The sequence below is a fragment of the Variovorax sp. YR634 genome (genome assembly GCF_900106655.1).
Lineage (GTDB): Bacteria > Pseudomonadota > Gammaproteobacteria > Burkholderiales > Burkholderiaceae_C > Variovorax.
Map to the genome: position 1 here is coordinate 159,143 of NZ_FNOL01000001.1, position 23,276 is coordinate 182,418.

Genomic DNA, 23,276 nt, shown 5'->3' on the forward strand with positions numbered 1-23,276 from the left:
TCAGGCCGATGGAGCCGCGTGAAAACCCGTGCTACGGTGCGCATGAAAACATCGGCCGACGCGCAACTGCGTGCAGGACTTGTCACAACCCGCACTGGATAATGATTTCATGAACCAACTCGATGCCCTCCGCCAATGGACCACCGTCGTCGCCGACACCGGTGACTTCAAGCAGCTCAGCGTTTCCAAGCCACAGGACGCGACCACCAATCCCTCGCTGATCCTCAAGGCCGTGCAGAAGCCCGAATACCGGCCGCTGCTCGACGAGACAGTGAAGAAGCACGCGGGCAAGCCGCTCGACGAGGTCATCGACCGCCTGCTCGTGCGCTTCGGCACCGAAATCCTCTCGATCATCCCGGGCCGCGTGTCGACCGAAGTCGACGCCCGCCTGTCCTTCGACACGGCCGCGACCATTGCGCGCGGCGAGCGCATCGTGGCGCTCTACAAGGCCGAAGGCATCGACACCGAAAAACGCCTGCTCATCAAGGTGGCCTCCACCTGGGAAGGCATCGAGGCGGCGCGCGCCCTGGAGCAGAAGGGCATTCGCACCAACCTCACGCTGCTGTTCTCGTTCGCGCAGGCCGTGGCCTGCGGCGCTGCGGGCGTGCAGCTCATCTCGCCCTTCGTGGGCCGCATCTACGACTGGTACAAGAAGTCCGCCGGCGCCAAGTGGGACGAGGCTGCGAGCGCCGGCGCGAACGACCCCGGCGTGAAGTCGGTGCGCGAAATCTTCAACTACTACAAGCAGCACGGCATCAAGACCGAAGTCATGGGCGCGAGCTTCCGCAATGTGGGACAGATCCAGGCGCTCGCCGGCTGCGACCTGCTGACCATCAGCCCCGAGCTGCTGGCCGAGCTGGCCGCCAGCAACGAGCCGCTGCAGCACGCGCTCGACGCCAAGGCTGCAACTGGCGGCGACGTCGCCAAGGTCAGCTACGACGAGGCGGGCTTCCGCTTTGCCCTGAACGAAGACGCCATGGCCACCGAGAAGCTCGCCGAAGGCATCCGCGCCTTCGCGGCCGACGCCGTGAAGCTCGAAAAGCTCATGCAGGAAAGCGGCAAATAAACATGGCCATGACCCTTCGCTGCGATCGTGCGCCGGCCTGGGCGCAATTGCAGTCCAGCTTCGAAATCGCGGGCCGCCAGTTCGACGTGCGCCATGCCTTCGTCGACGACGCGGGCCGCTTCGCCCGCTTCAGCCAGGAGGCGCCGTATGTCTTCGCCGACCTGTCGAAGAACCTGATCGACGCGCGCACCGAAGAGCTGCTGCTCGAGCTGGCCCGCGAGTGCGGCCTCGAGGCTCACCGCGACGCCATGTTCGCCGGCGAGCACATCAACAACACCGAAGACCGCGCCGTGCTGCACACGCTGCTGCGCGCGCCGGCCGATGCGCCGACCGGCCCGAAGACCGCGCACGAGCTGCGCGAAGTGCACGCCACGCTCGACGCGATGCTGGCCTATGCCGAGAAGGTGCGCGCCGACCACACGATCACCGACGTGGTCAACATCGGTATCGGCGGCTCCGACCTCGGCCCGCAGATGGCGGTGCTGGCGCTGGCCGAGTTCGCCGCGCCGGGCAAGCGCTTTCACTTCGTCTCGAACGTCGACGGCCATGAGCTGGCGGGCGTGCTGCAGGGCCTCGCGCCCGAGCACACGCTGTTCCTCATTGCCTCGAAGACCTTCACCACGGCCGAGACGATGACCAATGCGCTTTCTGCCAAGCGCTGGTACGAGCAATCGGGCGGCACCGACATCGCGGGCCACTTCGCGGCGCTCACCACCAATGTGGAAGCGGCGAAGAAGTTCGGCATCGACACCACCTTCGGCTTCTGGGACTGGGTGGGCGGCCGCTATTCGCTGTGGTCGGCCATCGGCCTGCCGATTGCGCTGGCCATTGGCGCCGACGGCTTCCGCCGGCTGCTGGCGGGCGCGCATGCAATGGACGAGCACTTCCGCACCGCACCGCTCGCGCAGAACCTGCCGGTGCGGCTGGGCCTGCTCGACGTCTGGTATCGCAACTTCCACAAGTTCACGAGCCGCAGCATCGCGCCGTACCACAGCGCGCTGAAGCGCGTGCCGGCCTACCTGCAGCAGCTCGAGATGGAAAGCAATGGCAAGCAGGTCGATGCCAGCGGCAAGCCGGTGGCCTTCGGCACTTCGCCGGTGTTGTGGGGCGAGCCCGGCACCAACGGGCAGCACGCCTACTTCCAGATGCTGCACCAGGGCACAGACGTGATCCCGCTCGAATTCGTGGCGGTGCGCGATGCCTCTCACGACCTCGAAGGCCATCACCCCAAGCTGCTGGCCAATGCGCTCGCGCAGGCGCAGGCGCTGATGGTGGGCAAGCTCGACGAGGGCGGCCACAAGAACTTTCCCGGCAACCGGCCGAGCACTTTCTTCGTGTTTGAAAAACTCACGCCCGAATCGCTGGGTGCCTTTCTTGCGATGTACGAGCACCGCGTGTTCACCAGCGGTGCGCTGTGGGGTATCAACAGCTTCGACCAGTGGGGCGTGGAGCTCGGCAAGGTGCTCGCAAAGGACATCGAACCGCGCCTCGCCTCGGGCGACGTCATGGGGCTCGATGCATCGACCGCGGGCCTGCTGAAGCGGCTGGGCAGCTGAATCGGGCCGTTGGCAAGCCAATTCATAACCCGTTTGTTTGCAGGCCGGCTATCGCTTCTAGCCGAGTTTGCCGTTGAAAGACGCATCTATATGATGGCCCGGGGAAATTTCCCTGGGACCAATCAAGAGGAGTCGATCAATGAATTTTCAAACAGCGGTCAAGACCTGTCTGAACAAGTACGTGGATTTCAGCGGGCGCGCCTCGCGCTCGGAGTTCTGGTGGTTCGTGCTTGGACAGCTGGTCATTCTCATCGTGGCAAGCCTGATCCATCGGTTCGTGTACGGCATCGCGGCCCTGGCCCTGCTGCTGCCCGCGCTGGCCGTGGGAGCGCGCCGCCTGCACGACATCGGCAAGAGCGGCTGGTTTCTGCTGCTGGCGCTCATTCCGCTCGTCAACCTCGTGCTGATCTATTTCTACGTGCAGCCGACGCAACCCGAGTCGAACAGCTACGGCGAACCACCGACCGCCTGAGTTTTTAAAAAAGGGCCGCGCAAGCGGCCCTTTTTGTTTGGTCCTGCCGAGAGACTCACGCAGTTACTGCCTGTGCGGCCGTGCGCGCCGGCGCGCCGCTCGCCATGCGCACACACAGGTCGAAGGCCTGCTGCAGCCCTTCGATCTTTGCAATGCCCTGGCCCGCGATGTCGAAGGCACTGCCGCTGGCCGACGTGGCCACCGGCACCGGCAGGCCACCGTGCAGCGTCACGCCCTGCTCGAAGCCCATGAGCTTCATCGCGATCTGGCCCTGGTCGTGGTACATCGACACCACCGCATCGACGTCGCCGCGCCGTGCGCCGATGAACACCGTGTCGGGCGAGAACGGGCCGCGCGCGTCGAAGCCCTCGGCGCGCAGCTGTTCGACGGCGGGCGCGATGATCTCGATTTCTTCCATGCCGATGGAGCCCCCGTCGCCCGCGTGCGGGTTGAGCCCCGTCACCGCGATGCGCGGATGCGCCACGCCCGCGCGGCGCAGCGCCGACGCGATGATCTTCACGGCGTCGCTCACGCCTTGCACGGTGATGTGGCTCGCCACGTCCTTCAGCGGAATGTGCGAGGTCACGCGCGAGGTCCAGAGCGATCCTGTGAGATTGAACTCGCAGACGAAGCCCGTCACCGCAAAGCGCTCCTGCATGTAGCGCAGTTCGTCTTCATGCACGAGGCCGCCCAGGCGCAGCGAATGCTTGTTGAGCGGCGCAAAGAGAATGCCTTCGGCCTGCCCGCGCCGCACCGCCAGCGTGGCCAGCTCCAGCGCCTCGAACGAGGCCCGGCCTGACTGTTCATTCGACTCTCCCATCACCGGCTCAAGGCCCTCCATCCAGTCGCGCGTGAGCAGGCTGGGGCGGCCGTCTTCGAAGCGCAGCGCGTCGAGGTTCTCGACCTGCAGCGGGTCCAGCTTCACGCCCGCCGCGCGCTCGCCGGCGGCCAGCACGATCGGGTCGGCAATCAGCAGCACGCGCGCTGCGTCCAGGTTGCGATGGCGCGCCAGCAGCTTCACGGCCATTTCAGGGCCGACGCCGCTGGGGTCGCCCAGCAGCACGACGATGCGGGGTTTGGCGGAGATCACGCTCGAGGTCTTGGTAGTGGTGGACATGGTGTGGCTCGGATGCAAGTTGAATGAAAAGGGAGCGGGCCGGCTCATTCGGCCTTGATGTTGGCGTCGCGCACGAGCTGGCCGTAGTGGTCGAACTCCTGCCTGTTCATTGCCGCGAAGGGCTCGCCGGTGAGCGCGCCGGGCTCGCCGCCCAGGGCCTTGATGCGCGTCTGCACGTCGGCCAGCTTCAGCGTGCGCGTGAGCTCGGCGCTCAGCCGCTCGACCGCGGGGCGCGGCGTGCCGGCCGTGACGTAGAGGCCGTACCAGGTGGACACGTCGGCGCCCTTGATGCCCTGCTCGGCCAGCGTGGGCACGTCGGGCAACTCGGGCGAGCGCTGCGGCGCACTCACGGCCAATGCGCGGAACTTGCCGGCCTTGATCTGGCCCATGGCTGAGGAGGTGCTGTCGAACATCATGTCGACCTCGCCCGCGATGATGTCGATGTGCGCCTGCGAGCTGCCCTTGTAGGGCACGTGGATCGACTTCATGCCGGTGGCCAGGTTGAAGGCCTCGCCGCCCACGTGCTGCGTGCTGCCGATGCCCGACGAGGCGTACTTGAATCCGCCCGGCTTGGCCGCCATGGCCGTCACCAGGTCCTTCACCGACTTGTAGGGCGAGCTGGCCGACACCACCAGCACGTTGGGCATCACTGCCACCAGGCCCACGGGCTGCAGGTCTTTCAGCGGGTCGTACTTGAGCTTGAGGATGTGCGGTGCCACCGCCTGCGCCGTGTTGGTGGCCAGCAGCAGCGTGGCGCCGTCGGCCGGCGCGCGGGCGGTGAGTTCGCCGGCAATGGTGTTGGAGGCGCCGGGCCGGTTCTCGACCACCACGGTTTGCTTGAGCGCGGGCGAGAACTTGTCGGCCAGCACGCGCGCCAGGATGTCGGTGCCGCCGCCGGGAGAGGCGCCGACCATGATGCGCATCGGCTTGTCGGGGTAGCTCGACTGCGCACCGGCCGCTGACACGGCCAGCAGGGCGGCTGCAGCCAGCCCCGCCGCGCGGGCGAGAGAGGGAAATTTCATCGGGTGTCTCCTGCTTGTAATGAGCCCGAGCGTACGGAGCTTCTCCCTCGCGATCCAATCGTAAAAGCCTGAAGCTCCATATACTTTTGCATATGACTTCCGGACTGACCGATGCCTCGCTGATGCTCCACGTGCGGCCGCGCCAGCTGTTGCTGCTGGCCCGGCTCGATGCCCATCGCCACCTCGGCCGGGCGGCCGAGGCCATGAACATCAGCCAGCCTGCCGCCACCAAGCTGCTGCAGCAACTCGAAGATTCACTCGGCGAGAAGCTCTTCGAGCGCCTGGCGCGCGGCATGGAGCCCACGCCCTACGGCGACATCCTCATCCGCTACGCGCGCCGCGTGCTCAGCGACTTCGGCACCGCCCGCGAGGAGATGCTGGCCCTGCGCTCGGGCCTGAGCGGTGCCCTGCGCGTGGGCAGCGTGCCAGGTGCTGTGCCCGAACTGCTGGCGCCGGCGCTGGTGGAGTACCGCCGCCGCCACCCGCAGGTGGCCGTGTCGGTGGTGGTGGAGACCAGCGACGTGATCCAGGCGCAGCTGGAGCAGGGCGATGTCGATCTCGTGCTGGGCCGTCTCACCGAGAGCCATGACGAGGCGAAGTACGCGAGCGTGCCGCTGCTAGGCGAGTCGATGGTGGTCGTGGTGCGCACCGCGCACCCGGTGTTCGAGCGCGCCACCGTCACGCTGGCCGGCATGGCGAACTGGTCGTGGGTGCTGCAGCCGCCGGGCTCGCCGCAGCGCGGGCGCTTCGAGGCGGCGATGCGCGAGGCCGGCATCCAGGCGCGGCTCGACATCATCGAAACGGCATCGCCCATCGCCATTACCGCCTTGCTGGAGAACTCCGATATGGCGGCCGTGATGCCCGCCTCGCAGGCCAACCACTACGCCCGATTGGGCGTGCTGCGCACCGTGCCGGTGGAGCTGCCGGTGCGCGTGCCGCCGATCTGCCTGATCACGCGGGAAGACCGGGCGCTGTCGCCGGCGGCCGCACAGTTCCGCCGTCAGCTGCTGGGCGGCGCCTGAGGCCTTTGGGATGCTGTTTTCCATGCTGTATTGCATCAACTAGGGAATTCACTAGCCAACTGGTGCATGAAAGTACTGGTGGTGGCTATCGAAGTACCAAAACTGCAAGCACGTTTCTCCAGAATCCGGCCACGGCGACCCGACAAGAGGGCGTCGCTCACCTCTAGGAGACAACATGAAGCGTTTTCTGAAAGCGGGCCTCGTCCTCGCACTCATCGGCTCGGGCGTCGTGTCCCAGGCCGCCACCGAACTCGTGATCGCGACCGTGAACAACGGCCACATGATCGAGATGCAGAAGCTCACGCCCTTCTTCGAAAAAGCGAACCCCGACATCAAGCTCAAGTGGGTCACGCTGGAAGAAGGCACGCTGCGCCAGCGCGTGACCACCGACATCGCCACCAAGGGCGGCCAGTTCGACGTGATGACCATTGGCCTGTACGAGACGCCGATCTGGTCGAAGAAGGGCTGGCTCAAGCCCATTGCCACCGATGCCGCCTATGACATCGACGACCTGCTGCCCGCCATCCGCGACGGCCTGTCGACCGACGGCAAGCTCTACGCCGCGCCCTTCTACGGCGAGAGCTCGATGCTCATGTACCGCAAGGACCTGGCCGACAAGGTGGGCGTGAAGTTCTCGGACCAGCCGACCTGGGCGCAGGTGAAGGAGTTCGCCGACAAGGCCAACGACCCGAAGGCGGGCGTGTACGGCATGTGCCTGCGCGGCAAGCCGGGCTGGGGCGACAACATGGCCTTCCTGACCACGCTGGTCAACACCAACGGCGGCCAGTGGTTCGACATGCAGTGGAAGCCGCAGATCGACACCAAGGCCTGGAAGGACGCGATCACCTTCTACGTCGACATGATGAAGAAGGACGGCCCTCCGGGCGCATCGGCCAACAGCTTCAACGAGAACCTTGCCCTCTTCAACGAAGGCAAGTGCGCGGCCTGGGTCGACGCGACCATCGCGGCCTCGTTCATCAGCGACCCGAAGCAGTCGAAGGTGGCCGACAAGGTGGCCTTCGCGCAGGCACCGACCGCCTCCACGCCGAAGGGCGCCAACTGGCTGTGGTCGTGGAACCTCGCCATTCCGGCCAGCTCGACCAAGGACGACGCGGCGCAGAAGTTCATCAAGTGGGCCACCTCCAAGGAATACATCAACCTCGTGGCCAAGGAAACCGGCTGGGCCTCGGTGCCGACAGGCACGCGCAAGTCGACCTACGCGAACCCCGAGTTCCAGAAGGTCGCCAAGTTCGCCGCTGCAGAGAAGAAGGCGATCGACAGCGCGAACCTCACCGACAGCACCTTGCCGAAGTCGCCGTACGTCGGCGTGCAGTACGCGGCCATTCCTGAGTTCCAGGCCATCGGCGTGGCGGTGGGCCAGCAGATGAGCGCGGCGCTGTCGGGCAAGGTCACTGTGGACCAGGCGCTGAAGACTTCGCAGACCGCAGCCGAGCGTGAGATGAAGAAGGCCGGGTACTACAAGTAAGTCTTCGGGCTTGCTCCCTCCCCCGCTGGGGAGGGTAGGGGTGGGGGCTCGCGGCGCATCGTTCGGTGCCGCGCCTGATCGGGCAGCCCCCATCCCAGCCTTCCCCCAGCGGGGGGAGGAGCCAGGGACCACAAGAAGGGATACCTCATGAAAAGACTCCTGCCCCGCGCCCTCATGGCGCCCGCGGTGCTCACGCTCTTCCTCTGGATGATCGTGCCGCTCGTGATGACGTTGTACTTCTCGTTCGTCAACTACAACCTCATGCAGCCCGGTGAACGCACCTTCGCGGGCATCGAGAACTTTCACTACTTCATCACCGACCCGGACTTCTGGCCGGCCACGTGGAACACGCTGCTGCTGATCGGCAGCGTGATCGTCATCACGGTGGTGTTCGGCGTGCTGCTCGCACTGCTGGTGAACGAGCCCTTTCCGGGGCGCGGCATCGTGCGGGTGCTGCTGATCTCGCCGTTCTTCGTCATGCCCGCGGTCAATGCGCTGCTGTGGAAGCACATGATGATGAACCCCATCTACGGCGTGCTGGCCGACGTGTGGCGCGCCTTCGGCGCACAGCCGGTCGACTGGCTCACCGACGTGCCGCTGCTGTCGGTGATCATCATGGTGGCCTGGCAGTGGCTGCCTTTTGCCTGCCTGATCTTCATCACTTCGCTGCAGTCGCTCGACCGCGAGCAGATGGAAGCCGCGCGCATGGACGGCGCGAGCTCGTTCCAGCGCTTCTTCTATCTCACCATTCCGCACCTCGCGCGCCCCATGGCGGTGGTGATCATGATCGAGATGATCTTCCTGCTCAGCGTGTTCGCCGAGATTGCCATCACCACCAACGGCGGCCCGGGCAACGAGAGCACGAACATGACCTACATGATCTTCAAGCAGTCGCTCATGAACTTCGACGTGGGCGTGGCCTCGGCCGGCGCGCTGTTCGCGGTGGTGCTGGCCAACATCGTGGCCGTGTTCCTCATCCGGATCATCGGCAAGAACCTCGACTGAGGAGCAACACGCCATGCAACAACAAGCCCCCAGCAACTTCCTGCCCCAGGCCATTCGCACCGTGGGCGCGTGGGCCGTCACGCTGCTGCTGTTCTTTCCGCTCGGCTGGCTGTTCCTCACGGCCTTCAAGACTGAGCTGCAGGCCATCCACGTGCCGCCGCTGTTCATCTTCGAGCCCACGCTCGGCAACTTCAGCGAAGTGCAGCGCCGCAGCGACTACCTGCTGTACGCGCGCAACTCGCTCATCACCAGCCTGGGCTCGACCATCCTCGGCCTGCTGATCGCGGCGCCCGCCGCGTACTCGATGGCCTTCTTCCGCACGAAGAAGACGCGCGACATCCTGATGTGGATGCTCTCCACCAAGATGATGCCGGCAGTGGGCGCGCTGGTGCCCATCTACGTGATCGCGCAGACCGCGGGCATGCTGGATTCGCTCACCGCGCTGACCATCGTGTTCACGCTGTCGAACCTGCCGATCATGGTGTGGATGCTCTACAGCGCCTACAAAGATATTCCGCCCGAGATCCTGGAGGCCGCGCGCATGGACGGCGCCAACCTCTGGACCGAGTTCCGCCACGTCGTGATGCCGCTGTCGGTGGGCGGGCTCGCATCGACCGGCCTTCTGTGCCTGGTGCTGAGCTGGAACGAGGCCTTCTGGGCATTGAACCTCACCTCCGCCAAGGCCGGCACGCTGGCCACGCTGATCGCCTCGTACTCCAGCCCCGAGGGCCTGTTCTGGGCCAAGTTGTCGGCGGCTTCGCTGATGGCCATTGCGCCCATCGTCGTGTTCGGCTGGTTCAGCCAGAAGCAACTGGTGCAAGGCCTGACCTTCGGCGCCGTCAAGTAAAGAAAGGGAGACATCTCATGGCCTACCTCGAACTCAAGAACATCAAGAAGAGCTTTGGTGAAGTCAACATCATCAAGGGCGTCGACCTGCAGATCCAGAAGGGCGAGTTCATCGTCTTCGTCGGGCCTTCGGGCTGCGGCAAGTCGACGCTGCTGCGGCTGATTGCCGGGCTCGAGCCCATCACCAGCGGCAACCTGCTGCTCGACGGCAAGGACATCACCTGGGCGCCTTCTGGCAAGCGCGACCTTGCGATGGTGTTCCAGAGCTACGCGCTCTATCCGCACATGAGCGTGTACGACAACATGTCGTTCGCGCTGAAGCTCGCGGGTGTGTCCAAGAGCGAGATCAAGACCAAGGTCGATCATGCGGCGAAGACGCTCAACCTCACTCAGTACCTCGACCGCACGCCCAAGGACCTGTCGGGCGGCCAGCGCCAGCGCGTGGCCATCGGCCGCGCCATCGTGCGCGCGCCCAAGGTGTTCCTGTTCGACGAGCCGCTGTCGAACCTCGACGCGGCGCTGCGCGGCAACACGCGGGTCGAAATCCACAAGCTGCACCGCGCACTCGGTGCGACCACCATCTACGTGACGCACGACCAGGTCGAGGCCATGACGCTGGCCGACCGCGTGGTGGTGCTGAAAGACGGGCTCATCGAGCAGGTCGGCACGCCGCTGGAGCTGTACGACCACCCGGCCAACCAGTTCGTCGCGCAGTTCATCGGCATGCCGTCGATGAACATGGTGGCCGCCAATGCCATTCCCAGCTTCTCGGCCGCCACCGGCGGCAAGCTGCCAGCCGACGGCTTTCTGGGCGTGCGCCCCGAGGGCCTGCGCGTGCATCCGAAGCAGGGCGCGCCGGTGAGCGACGTGCAGGGCCGCGTCGAGCTGATCGAGGCGCTGGGCGCCGACACGCTCATCCACGTCGACGTGGGCGGCGTGCCGCTCATCGCACGGCAGAACGACCGCACGCCGCTGCAGGCCGGCGACGACGTGGCCGTGGAGCTCGACCCGTCGGTGCTGCATCTCTTCAACCGCGAAGGCCGTTCGGTCGCCGCGTGACCTTCATTTTTCTTCTACCGTCTTTTCAACGGACATTCCCGTGACCATCGCGCAAATTCCACCGGCTCTCACGGAGTTCACGGTGCTTCACCTGGGCCTTGGCTCATTCCACCGCGCCCACCAGGCGGTGTACCTGCAGAGGCTGATCGACGCGGGCGACACCCGCTGGTCGCTCTCGGGCGCCAACATCCGGCCGGACATGGCCGATGTGGTTGCTGCACTGCAGGCGCAGGGCGGGCGCTACACGCTCGAAACCGTGTCCCCGGCAGGCGAGTACCGCTACGAGGAGGTCGAAGCCATCCGCGAAGTGCTGCCGTGGGAGCGCTCGCTGGCCGGCGTGATCGCGCGCGGTGCGGCGCCGTCAACACGCATCGTGTCGTTCACCGTGACCGAGGCGGGCTACTACCTCGACGACAAGGGCAAGCTCGACCTGTCATTCGGCGACCTGGCGACCGATGTCGAACGCGCGCGCCGTGGCGAGTCCGGCGGCGACGGAGTGACCATCTACGGCGCCGTCTGCGCGATCCTGCGCGCGCGCAAGGCCGCCAATGCCGGCGCGGTCACGCTGCTGAACTGCGACAACCTGCGCCACAACGGCGACCGCTTCCGCGCCGGGCTGCTGGAGTTCATCGAACTGGCGGGCGATGCCGTTCTGCTGGCATGGGTCAACGCGAACACGCGCTGCCCGAACGCGATGGTCGACCGCATCACCCCGCGCCCGCCGCCCGAACTGCGCGCACGTGTGAAGGCCGCCACGGGCCGCGACGATGCGGCAGCCGTTACCGGCGAGAGCTTCATCCAGTGGGTCATCGAAGACAACTTCGCGGCCGGGCGCCCTGATTGGGGCCGCGTGGGCGTGGAGCTGGTCGAATCGGTGCAGCCTTACGAAGAGGCCAAGATCCGCATCCTCAACGCCACGCACAGTTGCATCGCCTGGGCGGGCACGCTGGTGGGGCTGAACTTCATCCACGAAGGCACGCACAACGCGGCCATTCGCAAGATGGCGTTCGACTACGTCACCGACGACGTCATCCCCTGCCTGAGCCCGAGCCCTATCGACCTTGCGGCGTACCGCGACGTGGTGCTCGACCGCTTCGGCAACCCCGCCATCCGCGACACCAACCAGCGCGTGGCGGCGGACGGCTTCTCGAAGATCCCGGGCTTCATCGCACCGACCGTGCGCGAGCGCCTGGCGGCGGGCCAGCCCGTCGACAGCGTGGCGATGCTGCCGGCGCTGTTTCTCGCGTTCCTGCAGTGCTGGCACAAGGGCGCGCTGCCCTACGCCTATCAGGACCAGGGCATGGACGAGGCCGTGGCTCACGCGATCTGCGATGCGGCCGACCCGGTCGCTGCGCTGTGCTCGGACGCGGGCCTGTGGGGAAACATCGCCGCCGACGCCCGGCTGATCGATGCCGTGCGCCGGGCCGCCGAACGCGTCGCGCGCTTCGTCGCTGCGGAAAGCCGACCATGACGAGCGGGCGCCTGCAGAACCGGCATGTGCTGCTGACCGGCGCGGGCGGCGGCATCGGCTTGGCCGTGGCGCAGGCCTGCATCGCCGAAGGCGCACGCTGCACCGTGATCGACCGCGCCACCGCCGCGCCGGAAGCCGTGCGCACGCTGCAGCAAGAGCACCCCGATAAGCTCGCCTACATTGCGGCCGACGTCACCGATACGCAGGCCATTGCGCACATGCTGGCCGAGGCGCAGGTGGCCTTCGGGCCGATCCACACGCTGTTCAACAACGCAGCGGTGTTCGACCTGGCGCCGCTGCTCGACAGCGATGAAGCGTCATTCGACAGGCTCTTCGCGGTCAACGTGAAGGGTATGTTCTTCGTGATGCAGGCCGTGCTGCGCCACATGGTCGAAGCCGGCACGCAGGGTGCATCGGTCATCAACATGGCATCGCAGGCAGGGCGCCGCGGCGAGGCGCTGGTGTCTCACTACTGCGCGACCAAGGCGGCCGTCATCAGCTACACGCAGAGCGCTGCGCTGGCCATGGCGCCACACGGCATCCGCGTCAATGGCATTGCGCCCGGTGTGGTCGATACGCCGATGTGGGACCATGTCGACAGCCTGTTCGCCAAGGCCGAAGGGCTGCCGCCCGGAGAGAAGAAGCGGCAGGTCGGGCTGGCGGTGCCTCTCGGGCGCATGGGCGTGCCGGGCGACATCGCGGGGGCGGCGGTATTTCTTGCCAGCGACGAGGCGCGCTACATCACGGCGCAGACTTTGAATGTCGATGGCGGTAACGTGATGAGCTGAGATGAGCGAAGACTTCCACCTGTACCTCGACAGCGCCGACCTGACAGAGCTGCAGGCCTGCCTGCCGCACCCCGTAGTGCACGGTGTGACAACGAACCCCACGCTGCTGCAGCGCGCAGGCATCGGCCGCACCGAAGTGCCGGGCCTGCTCAAGCGCTGCATCGAACTAGGCGCACGCCAAGTACAGGCGCAGGTGTATTCGGGCGAAGTCGACGCCATGCTCGAAGACGCACAAGCACTGCTCCCGCAATTCGACAGCAGCCAACTGGTCATCAAGATTCCCGCCACGCGCCAGGGCCTCGACGCCGGCGCGCGGCTCATCGCGCAGGGCGTGTCCGTCACCTTCACTGCCGTGTATGCGCCCGAGCAGGCGCACTTCGCGGCGCAACTGGGTGCGGCCTACGCAGCGCCATACCTCGGGCGGCTCGATGACTCCGGCATCAACGGCCTGGCGCTGATCGGGCAGATGCAGTCGCTGGTCGCGCGGCGGCCCTCGTCGGGCACGCGGCTGCTGGTGGCCAGCATCCGCTCGCGCGAGGCTTATCTTTCATTGCTGGGGCTCGGCGTGGGGGCCATCACCATCCCGCCGCGCCTTTTTGCCGAACTGCTCGACCATCCCGCCACGCTGGCCGCCGAACGCGGCTTCCTGGCCGACGCGCGCGCCTTGCCGTGATCCAGAATCCAGACACCATGCGCATTGCACTCACGGGCGAAGCCCTCATCGATTTCACCGCCAGCGAGGCGGGCACCCTGGCTTTCCTCGGGCACGAGGGCGGCTCGCCGCTCAACACCGCGGTGGCCTGCGCGCGGCTCGGGCAGCCGACCGGTTTTCTCACGCAGTTGTCGACCGACCTCTTTGGCGAACGGCTGATGGGCTTCCTGCAACGTAACGGCGTGGACACCAGCTTCATTCTGCGAAGCAACGCACCCTCGACGCTGGCCTTTGTCGAGCGCACGCCGCAGACCAACCGCTACGCCTTCTATACACGCGGCAGTGCCGACGCCACCTGGGCGCCCGAGCCGCTGCCGCAGTTGCCGGCGGAATGCCGCTTTCTGCACTTCGGCTCGATCTCGCTGCTGCAGGACCCGGCCGCCACGCGCATCACCGACCTCGTCGCAGCGAACAGGGAGCGTTGCGTGATCGTGTTCGACCCCAACGTACGGCCCAGCCTGATCACGGACATGGCGGCGTACCGCGCGCGCGTCACCGGCTGGTTCGCCATGGCCGACCTGGTCAAGCTCAGCGACGAAGACGCTGCGCTGCTCGCGCCCGGCCAGCAGGTCGATGCGCTGGCCGCCGAGTGCCTGAAGGCCGGCGCGCGCGCCGTGATCGTCACGCGCGGCGGCGACGGCGCAACGCTCTGGCGCACGGGGCACGAGCCGTTGACCGTGGCCGCGCCGCGCGTCACGGTGGTCGACACCATCGGCGCGGGAGACACCTTCACGGCCGGGTTGTCCGTGTCGCTGCTCGCGCATGGCGTGGAGCGGCCGGCGCAGCTCGGCGAGCTGGGCGACGACGCATGGCGCGAAGTGATGAGCTTCGCCGCCACCGCCGCCGCCCTCAACTGCACCCGCGAGGGTGCCGATCCACCGACGCTGGAGGCGGTTCACGCCGCCCTGGCGAAGGCACAAAATACCGCTGTTGCTGCTGCTTCCCGGCCCTGAGCCGGGCTGCCATCATGACGACGTCCACCCGAAAGCGTTCGATTCCCCGTCAGCGCCAGCCCGAGCTGGAGCGCGACTTCACGCGTTCCCCCTCGCTGGGTTACGAGACCCCCGAAGAAACCGGCCTGGTGCGCTGCCTCGCGCACGGCTTTCCGAGCCCGCTGGTGCGATGGCACTTCCATGAAGACTACGAGCTGCACCTGATCACCGAGACATCGGGCAAGGCCTTCATCGGCGACTGGATCGGGCCGTTCCAGCCCGGGCACCTGGTGCTGTGCGGGCCGCGGCTGCCGCACAACTGGATCTCGCTCGACGTGCCCGAAGGCGGCGCCGCGGGACGCGACCGGGTGATCCAGTTCCGACACGAGCCCATCGAGCACGCGGCATCCCAGATTCCCGAGCTGCGCGAGGTAATGCACCTGCTGGAGCGGGCGCGCCACGGCATCGAATTCTTCGGCATGTCGGAGAACGCGCAGGCGCACTGGGACAGCATCAAGGCCGCGCGCGGCGTGCGGCGCCTGAGCCTGTTCCTCGACTTCATGGCCGACCTGGCGCAATGCACCGACTACCGGCTGCTGTCGAGCGTGCAGATGCAGGGCGCACAGGGCGCAGACGGCGACGCGCAGGTCGACCAGATCAACGGCATCGTCAACCGCATCACCAACAACATGGCCGACCCGATCTCGATGTCGGACGTGGCGGCCGAGCTGGGCATGAGCGAGAGCCGCTTCAGCCGCTTCTTCAGGCGCTCCACCGGCAACAGCTTTACCGATTTCGTCAACCGCGTGCGCATCAACAGCGCCTGCCACCTGCTGATGCAGACCGATCACTACGTGACCGACATCTGCTACCAGGTGGGCTTCAACAACGTGGCGAACTTCAACCGGCGCTTCCTTGAAATCAAGGGCATGACGCCGAGCGAATTCCGCCGGCAGGCCGACACGCGCTTCGGCAGCGGCGTCTCTTCCTGAGCACGCAGCAGAAAACCAGGGGGCTCATCTTGTATCTGGGACTCGACCTCGGCACGTCCGAGCTCAAGGCGCTTTTGCTCGCCGACGACCACCGCATCGTGGGCGTGGCCCGCGCACCGCTCACGGTCGAACGGCCGCAACCGTTGTGGTCGGAGCAGGCGCCGCAGCAGTGGTGGCATGCGCTCGAAGAGGTGATGCGCGCGCTCGGCAAGTCGCATCCCGAAGAGCTTGCGGCGGTGCGTGCGATCGGCCTGTCGGGCCAGATGCACGGCGCCACGCTGCTCGACGAAGCGGGCCAGGTGCTGCGCCCCGCGATTCTCTGGAACGACGGGCGCAGTGGCGCGCAGTGCGAAGCGCTTGCGCGTGCCGTACCGCGGCTCGGCGAGATCGCGGGCAACCTGGCGATGCCAGGATTCACTGCGCCCAAGCTGCTGTGGGTGCGTGAGCACGAGCCCGAAGTTTTCAGCCGCGTTGCGCGCGTGCTGCTGCCGAAGGACTGGCTGCGCTTCATGCTCAGCGGCGAGGCGGTCAGCGAGATGTCGGACGCGGCCGGCACGCTGTGGCTCGACGTGGGTGCGCGCGACTGGTCCGATGAATTGCTCGCTGCCACCGGGCTCACGCGTGCGCACATGCCGCGCCTGGTCGAGGGCAGCGAGGTGTCGGCGCAGCTCAAGCCCGAGCTTGCGGCGCGCTGGGGCGTGGGTGGCGGCGGTGCGGTGCTGATTGCCGGCGGTGCTGGCGATAACGCGGCCAGCGCGGTCGGCATGGGGCTGGTCGAGCCGGGGCAGGGTTTTGTGTCGCTCGGCACATCGGGTGTGGTGTTCGTGTCCACCGACCGCTTCTTGCCGAACCCCGCGCAGGCGATGCACGCCTTCTGCCATGCGTTGCCGAAGCGCTGGCACCAGATGTCGGTGATGCTCTCGGCCGCGAGCGCGGTGAGCTGGGCGGCAAAGACCTTCCGGTTCGCCGATGAAGCCGCGCTGCTCGAAGCGGCGGCGTCCATCTCGCTGGCGCAGCGCGAGCGCTGCCCGCTGTTCCTGCCGTATCTCTCGGGCGAACGCTCGCCGCACAACAACCCCAATGCGCAGGGCGTGCTGTTCGGGCTGACGCATGCACACGGTCCGGCGGAAATCGCCTACGCCGTGGTCGAGGGCGTGAGCTTCGGGCTGCGCGATGGCTTCGACACCCTGCGGCTGCCGGCCGACATGCCGCTGCGCGAAGTGGCGCTGGTGGGCGGTGGTGCACGCAGCGTGTGGTGGGGCCAGTTGCTGGCCGACATCTTCCAGGTGCCGCTGACGCTCTATGCGGGCAGCGAGACGGGCGGGGCGTTGGGGGCAGCGCGGCTGGCGTGGCTGGCCGATGGAGGCGCGGTGGCCGAAGTGTGCAAGCTGCCGCCGGTGCAGCAGCAGTTGATTCCGTCGACCGAAGGAGCCGCTGTGCATAGCGCGCGCCACACACGCTTTCAGGTGCTCTATGCGGCGCTGCGAGACCAGTTCCAGTAGCTGACACAGGCAATAAAAAAGGGCCGCTTTCGCGGCCCTTCTTCTTTTGGTGAGCAGTGCTCAGCCGGGCATTACATGCCCATGCCGCCCATTCCGCCCATGCCGCCCATGTCGGGCATGCCGCCGCCGGCGCCAGACTCGTCCTTGGGCGCGTCAGCGACCATGGCTTCGGTCGTCAGCAGCAGCGAGGACACCGAAGCGGCGTTCTGCAGTGCGGTGCGGGTGACCTTCGTCGGGTCCAGGATGCCCAGTTCGAGCATGTCGCCGTACGTGTCGTTCGCAGCGTTGAAGCCGTAGTTGCCCTTGCCGGCCAACACAGCGTTCACCACCACCGAGGCTTCGCCGCCGGCGTTGTTCACGATTTCGCGCAGGGGAGCTTCGATGGCCTTGAGCACCAGCTTGATGCCGGCTTCCTGGTCGGCGTTGTCGCCCTTGACCGACTCGCCCACGGCTTGCTTGGCACGCAGCAGAGCCACGCCGCCGCCAGCCACGACGCCTTCTTCCACTGCAGCGCGGGTAGCGTGCAGGGCGTCTTCGACGCGAGCCTTCTTTTCCTTCATTTCGACTTCGGTGGCAGCGCCAACCTTGATCACTGCAACGCCGCCGGCCAGCTTGGCCACGCGCTCTTGCAGCTTTTCACGGTCGTAGTCGCTCGTGGCTTCTTCGATCTGCACGCGCACTTGCTTCACGCGGGCTTCGATGTCGCCAGCGGCACCGGCGCCGTCGATGATGATCGTGTTTTCCTTGCCCACTTCGATGCGCTTGGCTTGGCCCAGGTCGGCCAGCGTCACCTTTTCGAGCGTCAGGCCCACTTCTTCAGCGATGACCTTGCCGCCCGTCAGGATGGCGATGTCTTCCAGCATGGCCTTGCGGCGGTCGCCGAAGCCAGGAGCCTTGACAGCCACGACCTTCAGGATGCCGCGGATCGTGTTCACGACCAGCGTAGCCAGGGCTTCGCCTTCGACTTCTTCGGCAATGATCAGCAGCGGACGGCCAGCCTTGGCGACTTGTTCCAGCGTGGGGAGCAGGTCACGGATGTTGCTGATCTTCTTGTCGAACAGCAGCACGAAGGGGTTGTCGAGCAGCGCCGATTGCTTCTCGGGGTTGTTGATGAAGTAGGGCGACAGGTAGCCGCGGTCGAACTGCATGCCTTCGACGACGTCGAGTTCGCTGTCCAGCGACTTGCCGTCTTCCACGGTGATCACGCCTTCCTTGCCGACCTTGTCCATCGCGTCAGCGATGAGCTTGCCGATGGTTTCGTCGCTGTTGGCCGAGATCGAGCCGACTTGAGCGATTTCCTTCGATGTGGTGGTGGGCTTGGAAGCCTTCTTCAGCTCGGCGACCAGGGCCGTGACAGCCTTGTCGATGCCGCGCTTCAGGTCCATCGGGTTCATGCCGGCAGCCACCAGCTTGAAACCTTCGCGAACGATGGCTTGTGCCAGCACGGTCGCGGTGGTGGTGCCGTCACCGGCGTTGTCCGAAGTCTTGGAAGCCACTTCCTTCACGAGCTGGGCGCCCATGTTCTGCAGCTTGTCCTTGAGTTCGATTTCCTTGGCGACCGACACACCGTCCTTGGTGACGGTGGGGGCGCCGAACGAGCGCTCGAGCACCACGTTGCGGCCCTTGGGGCCCAGGGTCACCTTGACTGCGTTGGCCAGGATGTTGACACCCTCGACCATGCGTGCGCGGGCTTCACCGCCGAAGACTACGTCTTTTGCTGCCATGTTTGTTTACTCCGAATGGGATGTTTGAATTACTTCTCGACGACCGCGAACAGGTCGTCTTCCTTCATGACGAGCAATTCGTCACCGCCGACCTTGACGGTCTGGCCGCTGTACTTGCCGAACAGGACGCGGTCGCCGACCTTGACGGTCAGTGCGGCCAGTTCGCCCTTGTCGTTGCGCTTGCCCGGGCCCACGGCCAGGACTTCACCCTGATCGGGCTTTTCAGCGGCTGCGTCGGGGATGACGATGCCGGAGGCGGTCTTGGTTTCGCTGTCAACACGCTTGACGATCACGCGATCGGCCAAAGGACGAAGTTTCATTGCATCTCCTGGATGTATGGATAAGAAACGGGTTTTGGGGTCGGGTGCCGGACCGGAGGCCGGCAGCCCATCGACTGGAAGCGAGGGCTGTTAGCACTCATCAGCAGCGAGTGCTAATCATAAGGGCAATCGGTGGGCTTTCAAGTGACAGGGGCTGCCGCCGGTGCGTAACGGATCTCACGCCCGGCCCGCCAAGCCGCCGCCAGACACGCCCGCCGCATCCGCCCGGTGGCCCATCAGGAAGTCCACGAAGGTGCGCACGCGCAGCGGCGCGAACCGCAACTTGGGATACAGCAGGTTGTAGGGCCGGGACCGGCCGCCGAAGGGCTTGAGCACTTCGACCAGTCGTCCCTGGCGCAAGTCTTCCTCGACCACGAAGCGATAGGCCTGGAAGATGCCCGCGCCATGCCGGGCCAGCGTAACCCCGGCCAGGACGTCGTCCGAACAGGCGTAGCCGCCGGAGGTGAGCATTTCGACGTCCTGGCCGTCCTGACGGCACAGCCAGGGGATGGTGCGGCCGCTGCTGGGCAGCTCGAACTGGATGCATTCGTGGGTCTGCAGGTCGTCCAGGGTCCGGGGTTCCCCGTGCCGGCGCAGGTAGTCCGGGGCTGCGACGAGCACGAGTTCGGCGTCCTCGAGATGGCGAGCAACCAGGGTCGAGTCGGCTGGCGCGCGCACACGCACGGCAAGGTCGTACCCCTCCGCGGCGAAGTCGATGTTGCGGTTGCTGACGTGAACCTCGACCCGGATGTCCGGGTAGCGCGCCCTGAACTCCGGCAGCAGCGGCAGCAGCCGGTAGTGCCCGTAGGTGGTGGGAACGCTGATCCGCAGCAGGCCGCTTGGCGTGATCTGCTGGCCGCTGACCTGGCGTTCGGCCTCCACCAACTGGTTGAGCGCCTGGCGGCATTGCTCGTAATAGGCCTGGCCCGCCTCGCTCAGCCGTATCTGCCGTGTCGTGCGCAGGAAGAGGCGCACGCCGAGGCGTTCTTCCAGCCTGCCCACCGTCCTGCTTACGGCGGCGGGCGTCACGCCCGCAACGGCGGCTGCGGCGGTGAACCCCTCTTGCTCGGCTGCAAGACAGAAAAGCTCCAGGCTTCCCAGCAGCAGGTCGTCGAACTGGCGATTCATGATTGATTACATGGAGTAAAGACTAAAAATGCTTCGATCATCTTTATCAACTTGAAGGTCGTCAATACAGTTGATCCCAGAGGCGAGAGCCTCCATGAACCTGAACCAACTGCCTCCGCTTTGACCACCCGAAAGGAAACCATCATGAAGACCCAACCCAAGACGATCGTGATCACCGGCGCCTCGAGCGGCATCGGCCTGGCCCTGGCCGGCGCGTACCTGCAGCGCGGCGACAACGTCGTCGGCAACGCCCGCAGCGCCGAACGCCTGCAACAGGCATCCGTGTCGCTCGGTTCGCCCGACAACTTCCTGGGCGTTGCCGGCGACGTCGCCGACCCCGTCGTCGGCGATCTGCTGGTGCGGCGTGCCATCGAGCGCTTCGGGCACGTGGACGTGCTCGTCAACAACGCCGGATTCTTCAACGCCAAGCAGTTCATCCAGTACACGCCGGACGAGCTGGAAGCCCTGGTGAGCACCAACCTGAAGGGTTTCGTCTATCCGTCGCAGGCGGCAGTCCGCCACATGGTCGAGCGCAAGGCGGGCCACATCATCAGCATCACGGCAAGCCTTGCCTCGCAGCCCAACCAGGCCGTGCCGGCCGTGCTGCCGCTGCTGATCAAGGGCGGCATCAACCAGGCGACGAAGGCGCTGGCGCTGGAACTGGCGCCGCACAACATCCAGGTGACGGCGGTGGCGCCGGGCATCGTGGACACGCCGATGTACACGAAGGAAATGCATGGCTTCCTCAACACGCTGCAGCCGGCAGGCCGCATCGGCACGGTGCAGGAAATCGTCGACGCGGTTCTCTACCTGAGCGACGCCAGCTTCACGACCGGCATCGTGCTGCCCGTGGACGGCGGCATGGGCACCGGCAAGTGGTGAGCGAAGCAGCGAAGCATCGACAACGAACCCCGGAGAACGCCATGCCCTACATCCGCATCGAAATCACCCGCGAAGGCACCACGCTCGACCAGAAGAAGCAGCTGATCGCCGAGGCCACCGAGATGATGGTGCGCGTCCTGAACAAGGATCCTGCCTCGACCTTTGTCGTGATCGACGAATACGACACCGACAACTGGGGCCAGCACGGCCGCACGATCACCGAGGTGCGCCGCGAGCAGACGCTTGCTGCTACTGCACCGCCGCGTCCATCCAGAACTTGAGCTGCGGGTTCTTGAGCCGACCCTTCTTGTCGTAGTACTTGCCCAGCCATTCCTCCGGCGTGCTTTTGAGTTCCAGCGCGTCCTTCTGGCCGCCAAGCTGCTTGAACCAGAAGCGGGAGGAGAAGTGGTCGTAGACGTCCAGGATGCGGGTCGCATAGGCCATCGCGAGCTTCTTGTTGCCGCGCACGATCAGCAGGTTCTCGTCGTTGTCGAACGATGCCTTGTGCCCCAGGTTGTGGCTGCCGGTGGCAACGACGCAGTCGTCGTCGAAGGGGTCGATCACCACGACCTTGTCGTGAATGATCGCGAAGCCGGCATTGAGGATTTCCTTCTTCCAGCCATCGGGCACCTTGAAGTCGAAGGCCTCGGCTCCGAAAACGCGCGGGTCCTGGAGCACGGGCGGTTTCTTCTCGCCCTTCTTCCTGGCGGGCGGAGTCATGCCCTTGAGCTCGTAATAGAAGCCTTCCGAGGCCGACTTGTTCGTCACGCATCCGCGCACGAACAGCTTCTTGTTCTTGCTCGCGGCCTGGGCTGTCCAGTTCGCGATGCTGGGGCTGCCCGGATAGAAGGCGAGAAAGAGCACGGAGTGGCTGGCGCCCGCGATCAGCTGGGCAAGGTCCTTCATGTCCGGCGGGCGCTTCTCGGTTGCCGGGTTCTTGCCGCGCGCCTTCGGCGTGTTCGGCGAAAACCAGCTGTGAGCCGCCGCTCCATCGTCCAGTGTCAGCGCCGAGCCCTTCGACGCCCACTTGCGAAGCGCGGCGCCCTGCAAGGCTTTCGGATCGTCCGCGGCCTCGTCGGTGTCCTTGGCGAGCTCTTTCCAGTACGCCAGATAGCGCTTGGCGAGCGCATCGTTGTCGATGACGATGGAATTGTTGGTCTGGGTGCACAGGCCGGTGGCCGTCCAGTTGGTGGAGCCGGTGAACACCGCCTTCGGCTTGCCCTTGGAGTCGACGTAGACCAGGAACTTGTTATGGGCGATATGGCCGTTGGACATGATGCGGTTGTGAATCTCCGCAGCGGTGCCAGTCAGGGTTTCGCGCGCTTGCTCGTTGCCATCGACCTTCACGGTCTTGATCTTGGTCTTGCCGGTCTTGGGGTTGGTCACCTTCTCCGGTTTGCCGTCCTCGCCCAGCACTTCCTCGTCTTCCTTGGAGTCGCCCAGGACGATGTGGAGGCGTTCGCCCAGCCCTGCGAGCCAGCCGATCAGCTGCGGGTCCTTGAGTTCGTAGAGCGCCGCGTAGATCTTGCCCTTGCCGTCGGCGCGCGCAAGAAACTCCTGGATGGCCTCGATCATGTCGCCCGAGAGGCTCTCGCGGAGCTTGCTCTTGTCGCCGGGGTCCGAGACCTTCGCGATCAGCGAGTCCTTCATGTCCTTGGAGCCGAGCGCGCGCGCGACGCGCTGCGTGGAGATCAATCCGCGGTTGAAGTAGACGCTCAGCTTGTCGTCGATCACCGGGGTGATCTCCACCTCGTTAGTCAGCAGGATCGGCAGCTTCGCCATGGGCTGGAGCTTTCCCGGGGCGCCCTCCAGCGGCACGATCTTGTAGCGGAAGATCCTGTTCTTGTTCTTCTCGGCTTCGAGACGCGCGTAAGGATCTTTCCAGTAGAACTTCTGGATCGGAAGTTCCTCGGTGGTCCATTTCTTGGGTGTGATGCCCTTGAACCTCGCCTGGCCTGGCAGGGGCGTCTCACGGCCGTGCTGGTCGATGCGGTAGACCGCGAATCCCATGCAGCCATCCGGCTTCTTGCCGTAGCTCCACGCGACCATGATCACCTCGTTGTTGGCGAAAGCCACGGCGTTCTGCATGAGTCCCCTCCACGTTCCGGTAGCGGCCGATTGGATGTCGACTTCGAGAGTGCGCTGGCCACGGCCGCCTCCCGCGCGGGAGTATC

General features: G+C 65.8%; 22 protein-coding genes. 16 read left to right on the plus strand and 6 right to left on the minus strand.

The annotated features are described in order from the left end of the window. Nucleotides 1–109 precede the first annotated feature (109 nt). From tal to BLV60_RS00715, 3 genes are all read left to right on the plus strand, one after another. Nucleotides 110–1,066, plus strand: coding sequence for a transaldolase (gene tal, locus BLV60_RS00705; protein ID WP_093048365.1), 957 nt, complete (start codon nt 110–112; stop codon nt 1,064–1,066). 2 nt (nt 1,067–1,068) lie between these two features. Beyond that, nucleotides 1,069–2,622: a glucose-6-phosphate isomerase gene (gene pgi / locus BLV60_RS00710; RefSeq protein WP_093048368.1), complete on the plus strand. Its 1,554-nt coding sequence runs from the start codon at nt 1,069–1,071 to the stop codon at nt 2,620–2,622. Between the two features lie 139 nt (nt 2,623–2,761). Continuing rightward, nucleotides 2,762–3,094, plus strand: a complete 333-nt coding sequence (locus BLV60_RS00715) for a DUF805 domain-containing protein (RefSeq protein ID WP_093048371.1) — start codon at nt 2,762–2,764, stop codon at nt 3,092–3,094. 55 nt (nt 3,095–3,149) lie between these two features. Here BLV60_RS00715 and BLV60_RS00720 read toward each other — a convergent pair whose 3' ends face one another. Together BLV60_RS00720 and BLV60_RS00725 are read right to left on the minus strand one after the other, a co-directional pair. Then, complete coding sequence (locus BLV60_RS00720; RefSeq protein WP_093048374.1) at nt 3,150–4,211, minus strand: 4-hydroxythreonine-4-phosphate dehydrogenase PdxA; 1,062 nt, start codon at nt 4,209–4,211, stop codon at nt 3,150–3,152. Nucleotides 4,212–4,255: 44 nt separating this feature from the next. After that, a complete protein-coding gene (locus BLV60_RS00725; protein WP_093048377.1) occupies nt 4,256–5,233 on the minus strand; it encodes a Bug family tripartite tricarboxylate transporter substrate binding protein in 978 nt (325 codons plus the stop codon). Nucleotides 5,234–5,325: 92 nt separating this feature from the next. Here BLV60_RS00725 and BLV60_RS00730 point away from each other — a divergent pair, with 92 nt between their 5' ends. The 11 genes from BLV60_RS00730 (at nt 5,326) to xylB (ending at nt 17,048) form a co-directional block, all read left to right on the plus strand. After that, nucleotides 5,326–6,255 (plus strand): LysR family transcriptional regulator, encoded by a 930-nt coding sequence (locus BLV60_RS00730; protein ID WP_176928685.1) that lies wholly within the window; start codon nt 5,326–5,328, stop codon nt 6,253–6,255. A 175-nt stretch (nt 6,256–6,430) separates the two neighbouring features. Further along, the gene (locus BLV60_RS00735; protein ID WP_093048379.1) at nt 6,431–7,741 is read left to right on the plus strand and encodes an ABC transporter substrate-binding protein; all 1,311 of its coding nucleotides are present in this window, start codon (nt 6,431–6,433) and stop codon (nt 7,739–7,741) included. A 147-nt stretch (nt 7,742–7,888) separates the two neighbouring features. Continuing rightward, nucleotides 7,889–8,746 carry a carbohydrate ABC transporter permease gene (locus BLV60_RS00740; RefSeq protein WP_093048382.1) on the plus strand — a complete coding sequence of 286 codons (858 nt, stop codon included), beginning with the start codon at nt 7,889–7,891 and terminating at the stop codon, nt 8,744–8,746. Nucleotides 8,747–8,759: 13 nt separating this feature from the next. Next, nucleotides 8,760–9,593: a carbohydrate ABC transporter permease gene (locus BLV60_RS00745; protein WP_093048385.1), complete on the plus strand. Its 834-nt coding sequence runs from the start codon at nt 8,760–8,762 to the stop codon at nt 9,591–9,593. Between the two features lie 17 nt (nt 9,594–9,610). Continuing rightward, entirely contained in the window at nt 9,611–10,651 is a 1,041-nt protein-coding gene (locus BLV60_RS00750) for an ABC transporter ATP-binding protein (RefSeq protein WP_093048388.1), read from the plus strand. An 82-nt stretch (nt 10,652–10,733) separates the two neighbouring features. Continuing rightward, nucleotides 10,734–12,122: a D-arabinitol 4-dehydrogenase gene (gene dalD / locus BLV60_RS00755; protein WP_093050286.1), complete on the plus strand. Its 1,389-nt coding sequence runs from the start codon at nt 10,734–10,736 to the stop codon at nt 12,120–12,122. Further along, entirely contained in the window at nt 12,119–12,910 is a 792-nt protein-coding gene (locus BLV60_RS00760) for an L-iditol 2-dehydrogenase (protein WP_093048391.1), read from the plus strand. The genes dalD and BLV60_RS00760 overlap by 4 nt, the downstream gene beginning before the upstream one ends. Nucleotide 12,911: 1 nt before the next feature. Continuing rightward, nucleotides 12,912–13,583, plus strand: a complete 672-nt coding sequence (locus tag BLV60_RS00765) for a transaldolase family protein (RefSeq protein ID WP_093048394.1) — start codon at nt 12,912–12,914, stop codon at nt 13,581–13,583. A 17-nt stretch (nt 13,584–13,600) separates the two neighbouring features. Continuing rightward, entirely contained in the window at nt 13,601–14,575 is a 975-nt protein-coding gene (locus tag BLV60_RS00770) for a carbohydrate kinase family protein (protein ID WP_093050289.1), read from the plus strand. 14 nt (nt 14,576–14,589) lie between these two features. Next, nucleotides 14,590–15,546 (plus strand): AraC family transcriptional regulator, encoded by a 957-nt coding sequence (locus BLV60_RS00775; protein WP_093048397.1) that lies wholly within the window; start codon nt 14,590–14,592, stop codon nt 15,544–15,546. Nucleotides 15,547–15,575: 29 nt separating this feature from the next. After that, nucleotides 15,576–17,048: a xylulokinase gene (gene xylB / locus BLV60_RS00780; protein ID WP_093048400.1), complete on the plus strand. Its 1,473-nt coding sequence runs from the start codon at nt 15,576–15,578 to the stop codon at nt 17,046–17,048. 71 nt (nt 17,049–17,119) lie between these two features. Here xylB and groL read toward each other — a convergent pair whose 3' ends face one another. The 3 genes from groL to BLV60_RS00795 form a co-directional block, all read right to left on the minus strand. Then, nucleotides 17,120–18,772: a chaperonin GroEL gene (gene groL / locus BLV60_RS00785; RefSeq protein ID WP_093048403.1), complete on the minus strand. Its 1,653-nt coding sequence runs from the start codon at nt 18,770–18,772 to the stop codon at nt 17,120–17,122. 29 nt (nt 18,773–18,801) lie between these two features. After that, the gene (locus tag BLV60_RS00790; protein ID WP_007835162.1) at nt 18,802–19,092 is read right to left on the minus strand and encodes a co-chaperone GroES; all 291 of its coding nucleotides are present in this window, start codon (nt 19,090–19,092) and stop codon (nt 18,802–18,804) included. Nucleotides 19,093–19,269: 177 nt separating this feature from the next. Next, on the minus strand, nt 19,270–20,220 hold the full coding sequence (locus tag BLV60_RS00795) for a LysR family transcriptional regulator (RefSeq protein WP_093048406.1): 951 nt from the start codon (nt 20,218–20,220) through the stop codon (nt 19,270–19,272). Nucleotides 20,221–20,364: 144 nt separating this feature from the next. Here BLV60_RS00795 and BLV60_RS00800 point away from each other — a divergent pair, with 144 nt between their 5' ends. Both BLV60_RS00800 and BLV60_RS00805 read left to right on the plus strand, forming a co-directional pair. Next, entirely contained in the window at nt 20,365–21,102 is a 738-nt protein-coding gene (locus BLV60_RS00800; RefSeq protein ID WP_093048408.1) for an SDR family NAD(P)-dependent oxidoreductase, read from the plus strand. Nucleotides 21,103–21,143: 41 nt separating this feature from the next. Further along, nucleotides 21,144–21,383 carry a tautomerase family protein gene (locus tag BLV60_RS00805; protein ID WP_093048411.1) on the plus strand — a complete coding sequence of 80 codons (240 nt, stop codon included), beginning with the start codon at nt 21,144–21,146 and terminating at the stop codon, nt 21,381–21,383. On the opposite strand, the gene BLV60_RS00810 is transcribed toward BLV60_RS00805, so the two are convergent. Next, a complete protein-coding gene (locus BLV60_RS00810) occupies nt 21,352–23,190 on the minus strand; it encodes a phospholipase D-like domain-containing protein (protein WP_093048413.1) in 1,839 nt (612 codons plus the stop codon). The two genes, BLV60_RS00805 and BLV60_RS00810, sit on opposite strands and share 32 nt — an antisense overlap. Between the last annotated feature and the right edge of the window lie 86 nt (nt 23,191–23,276).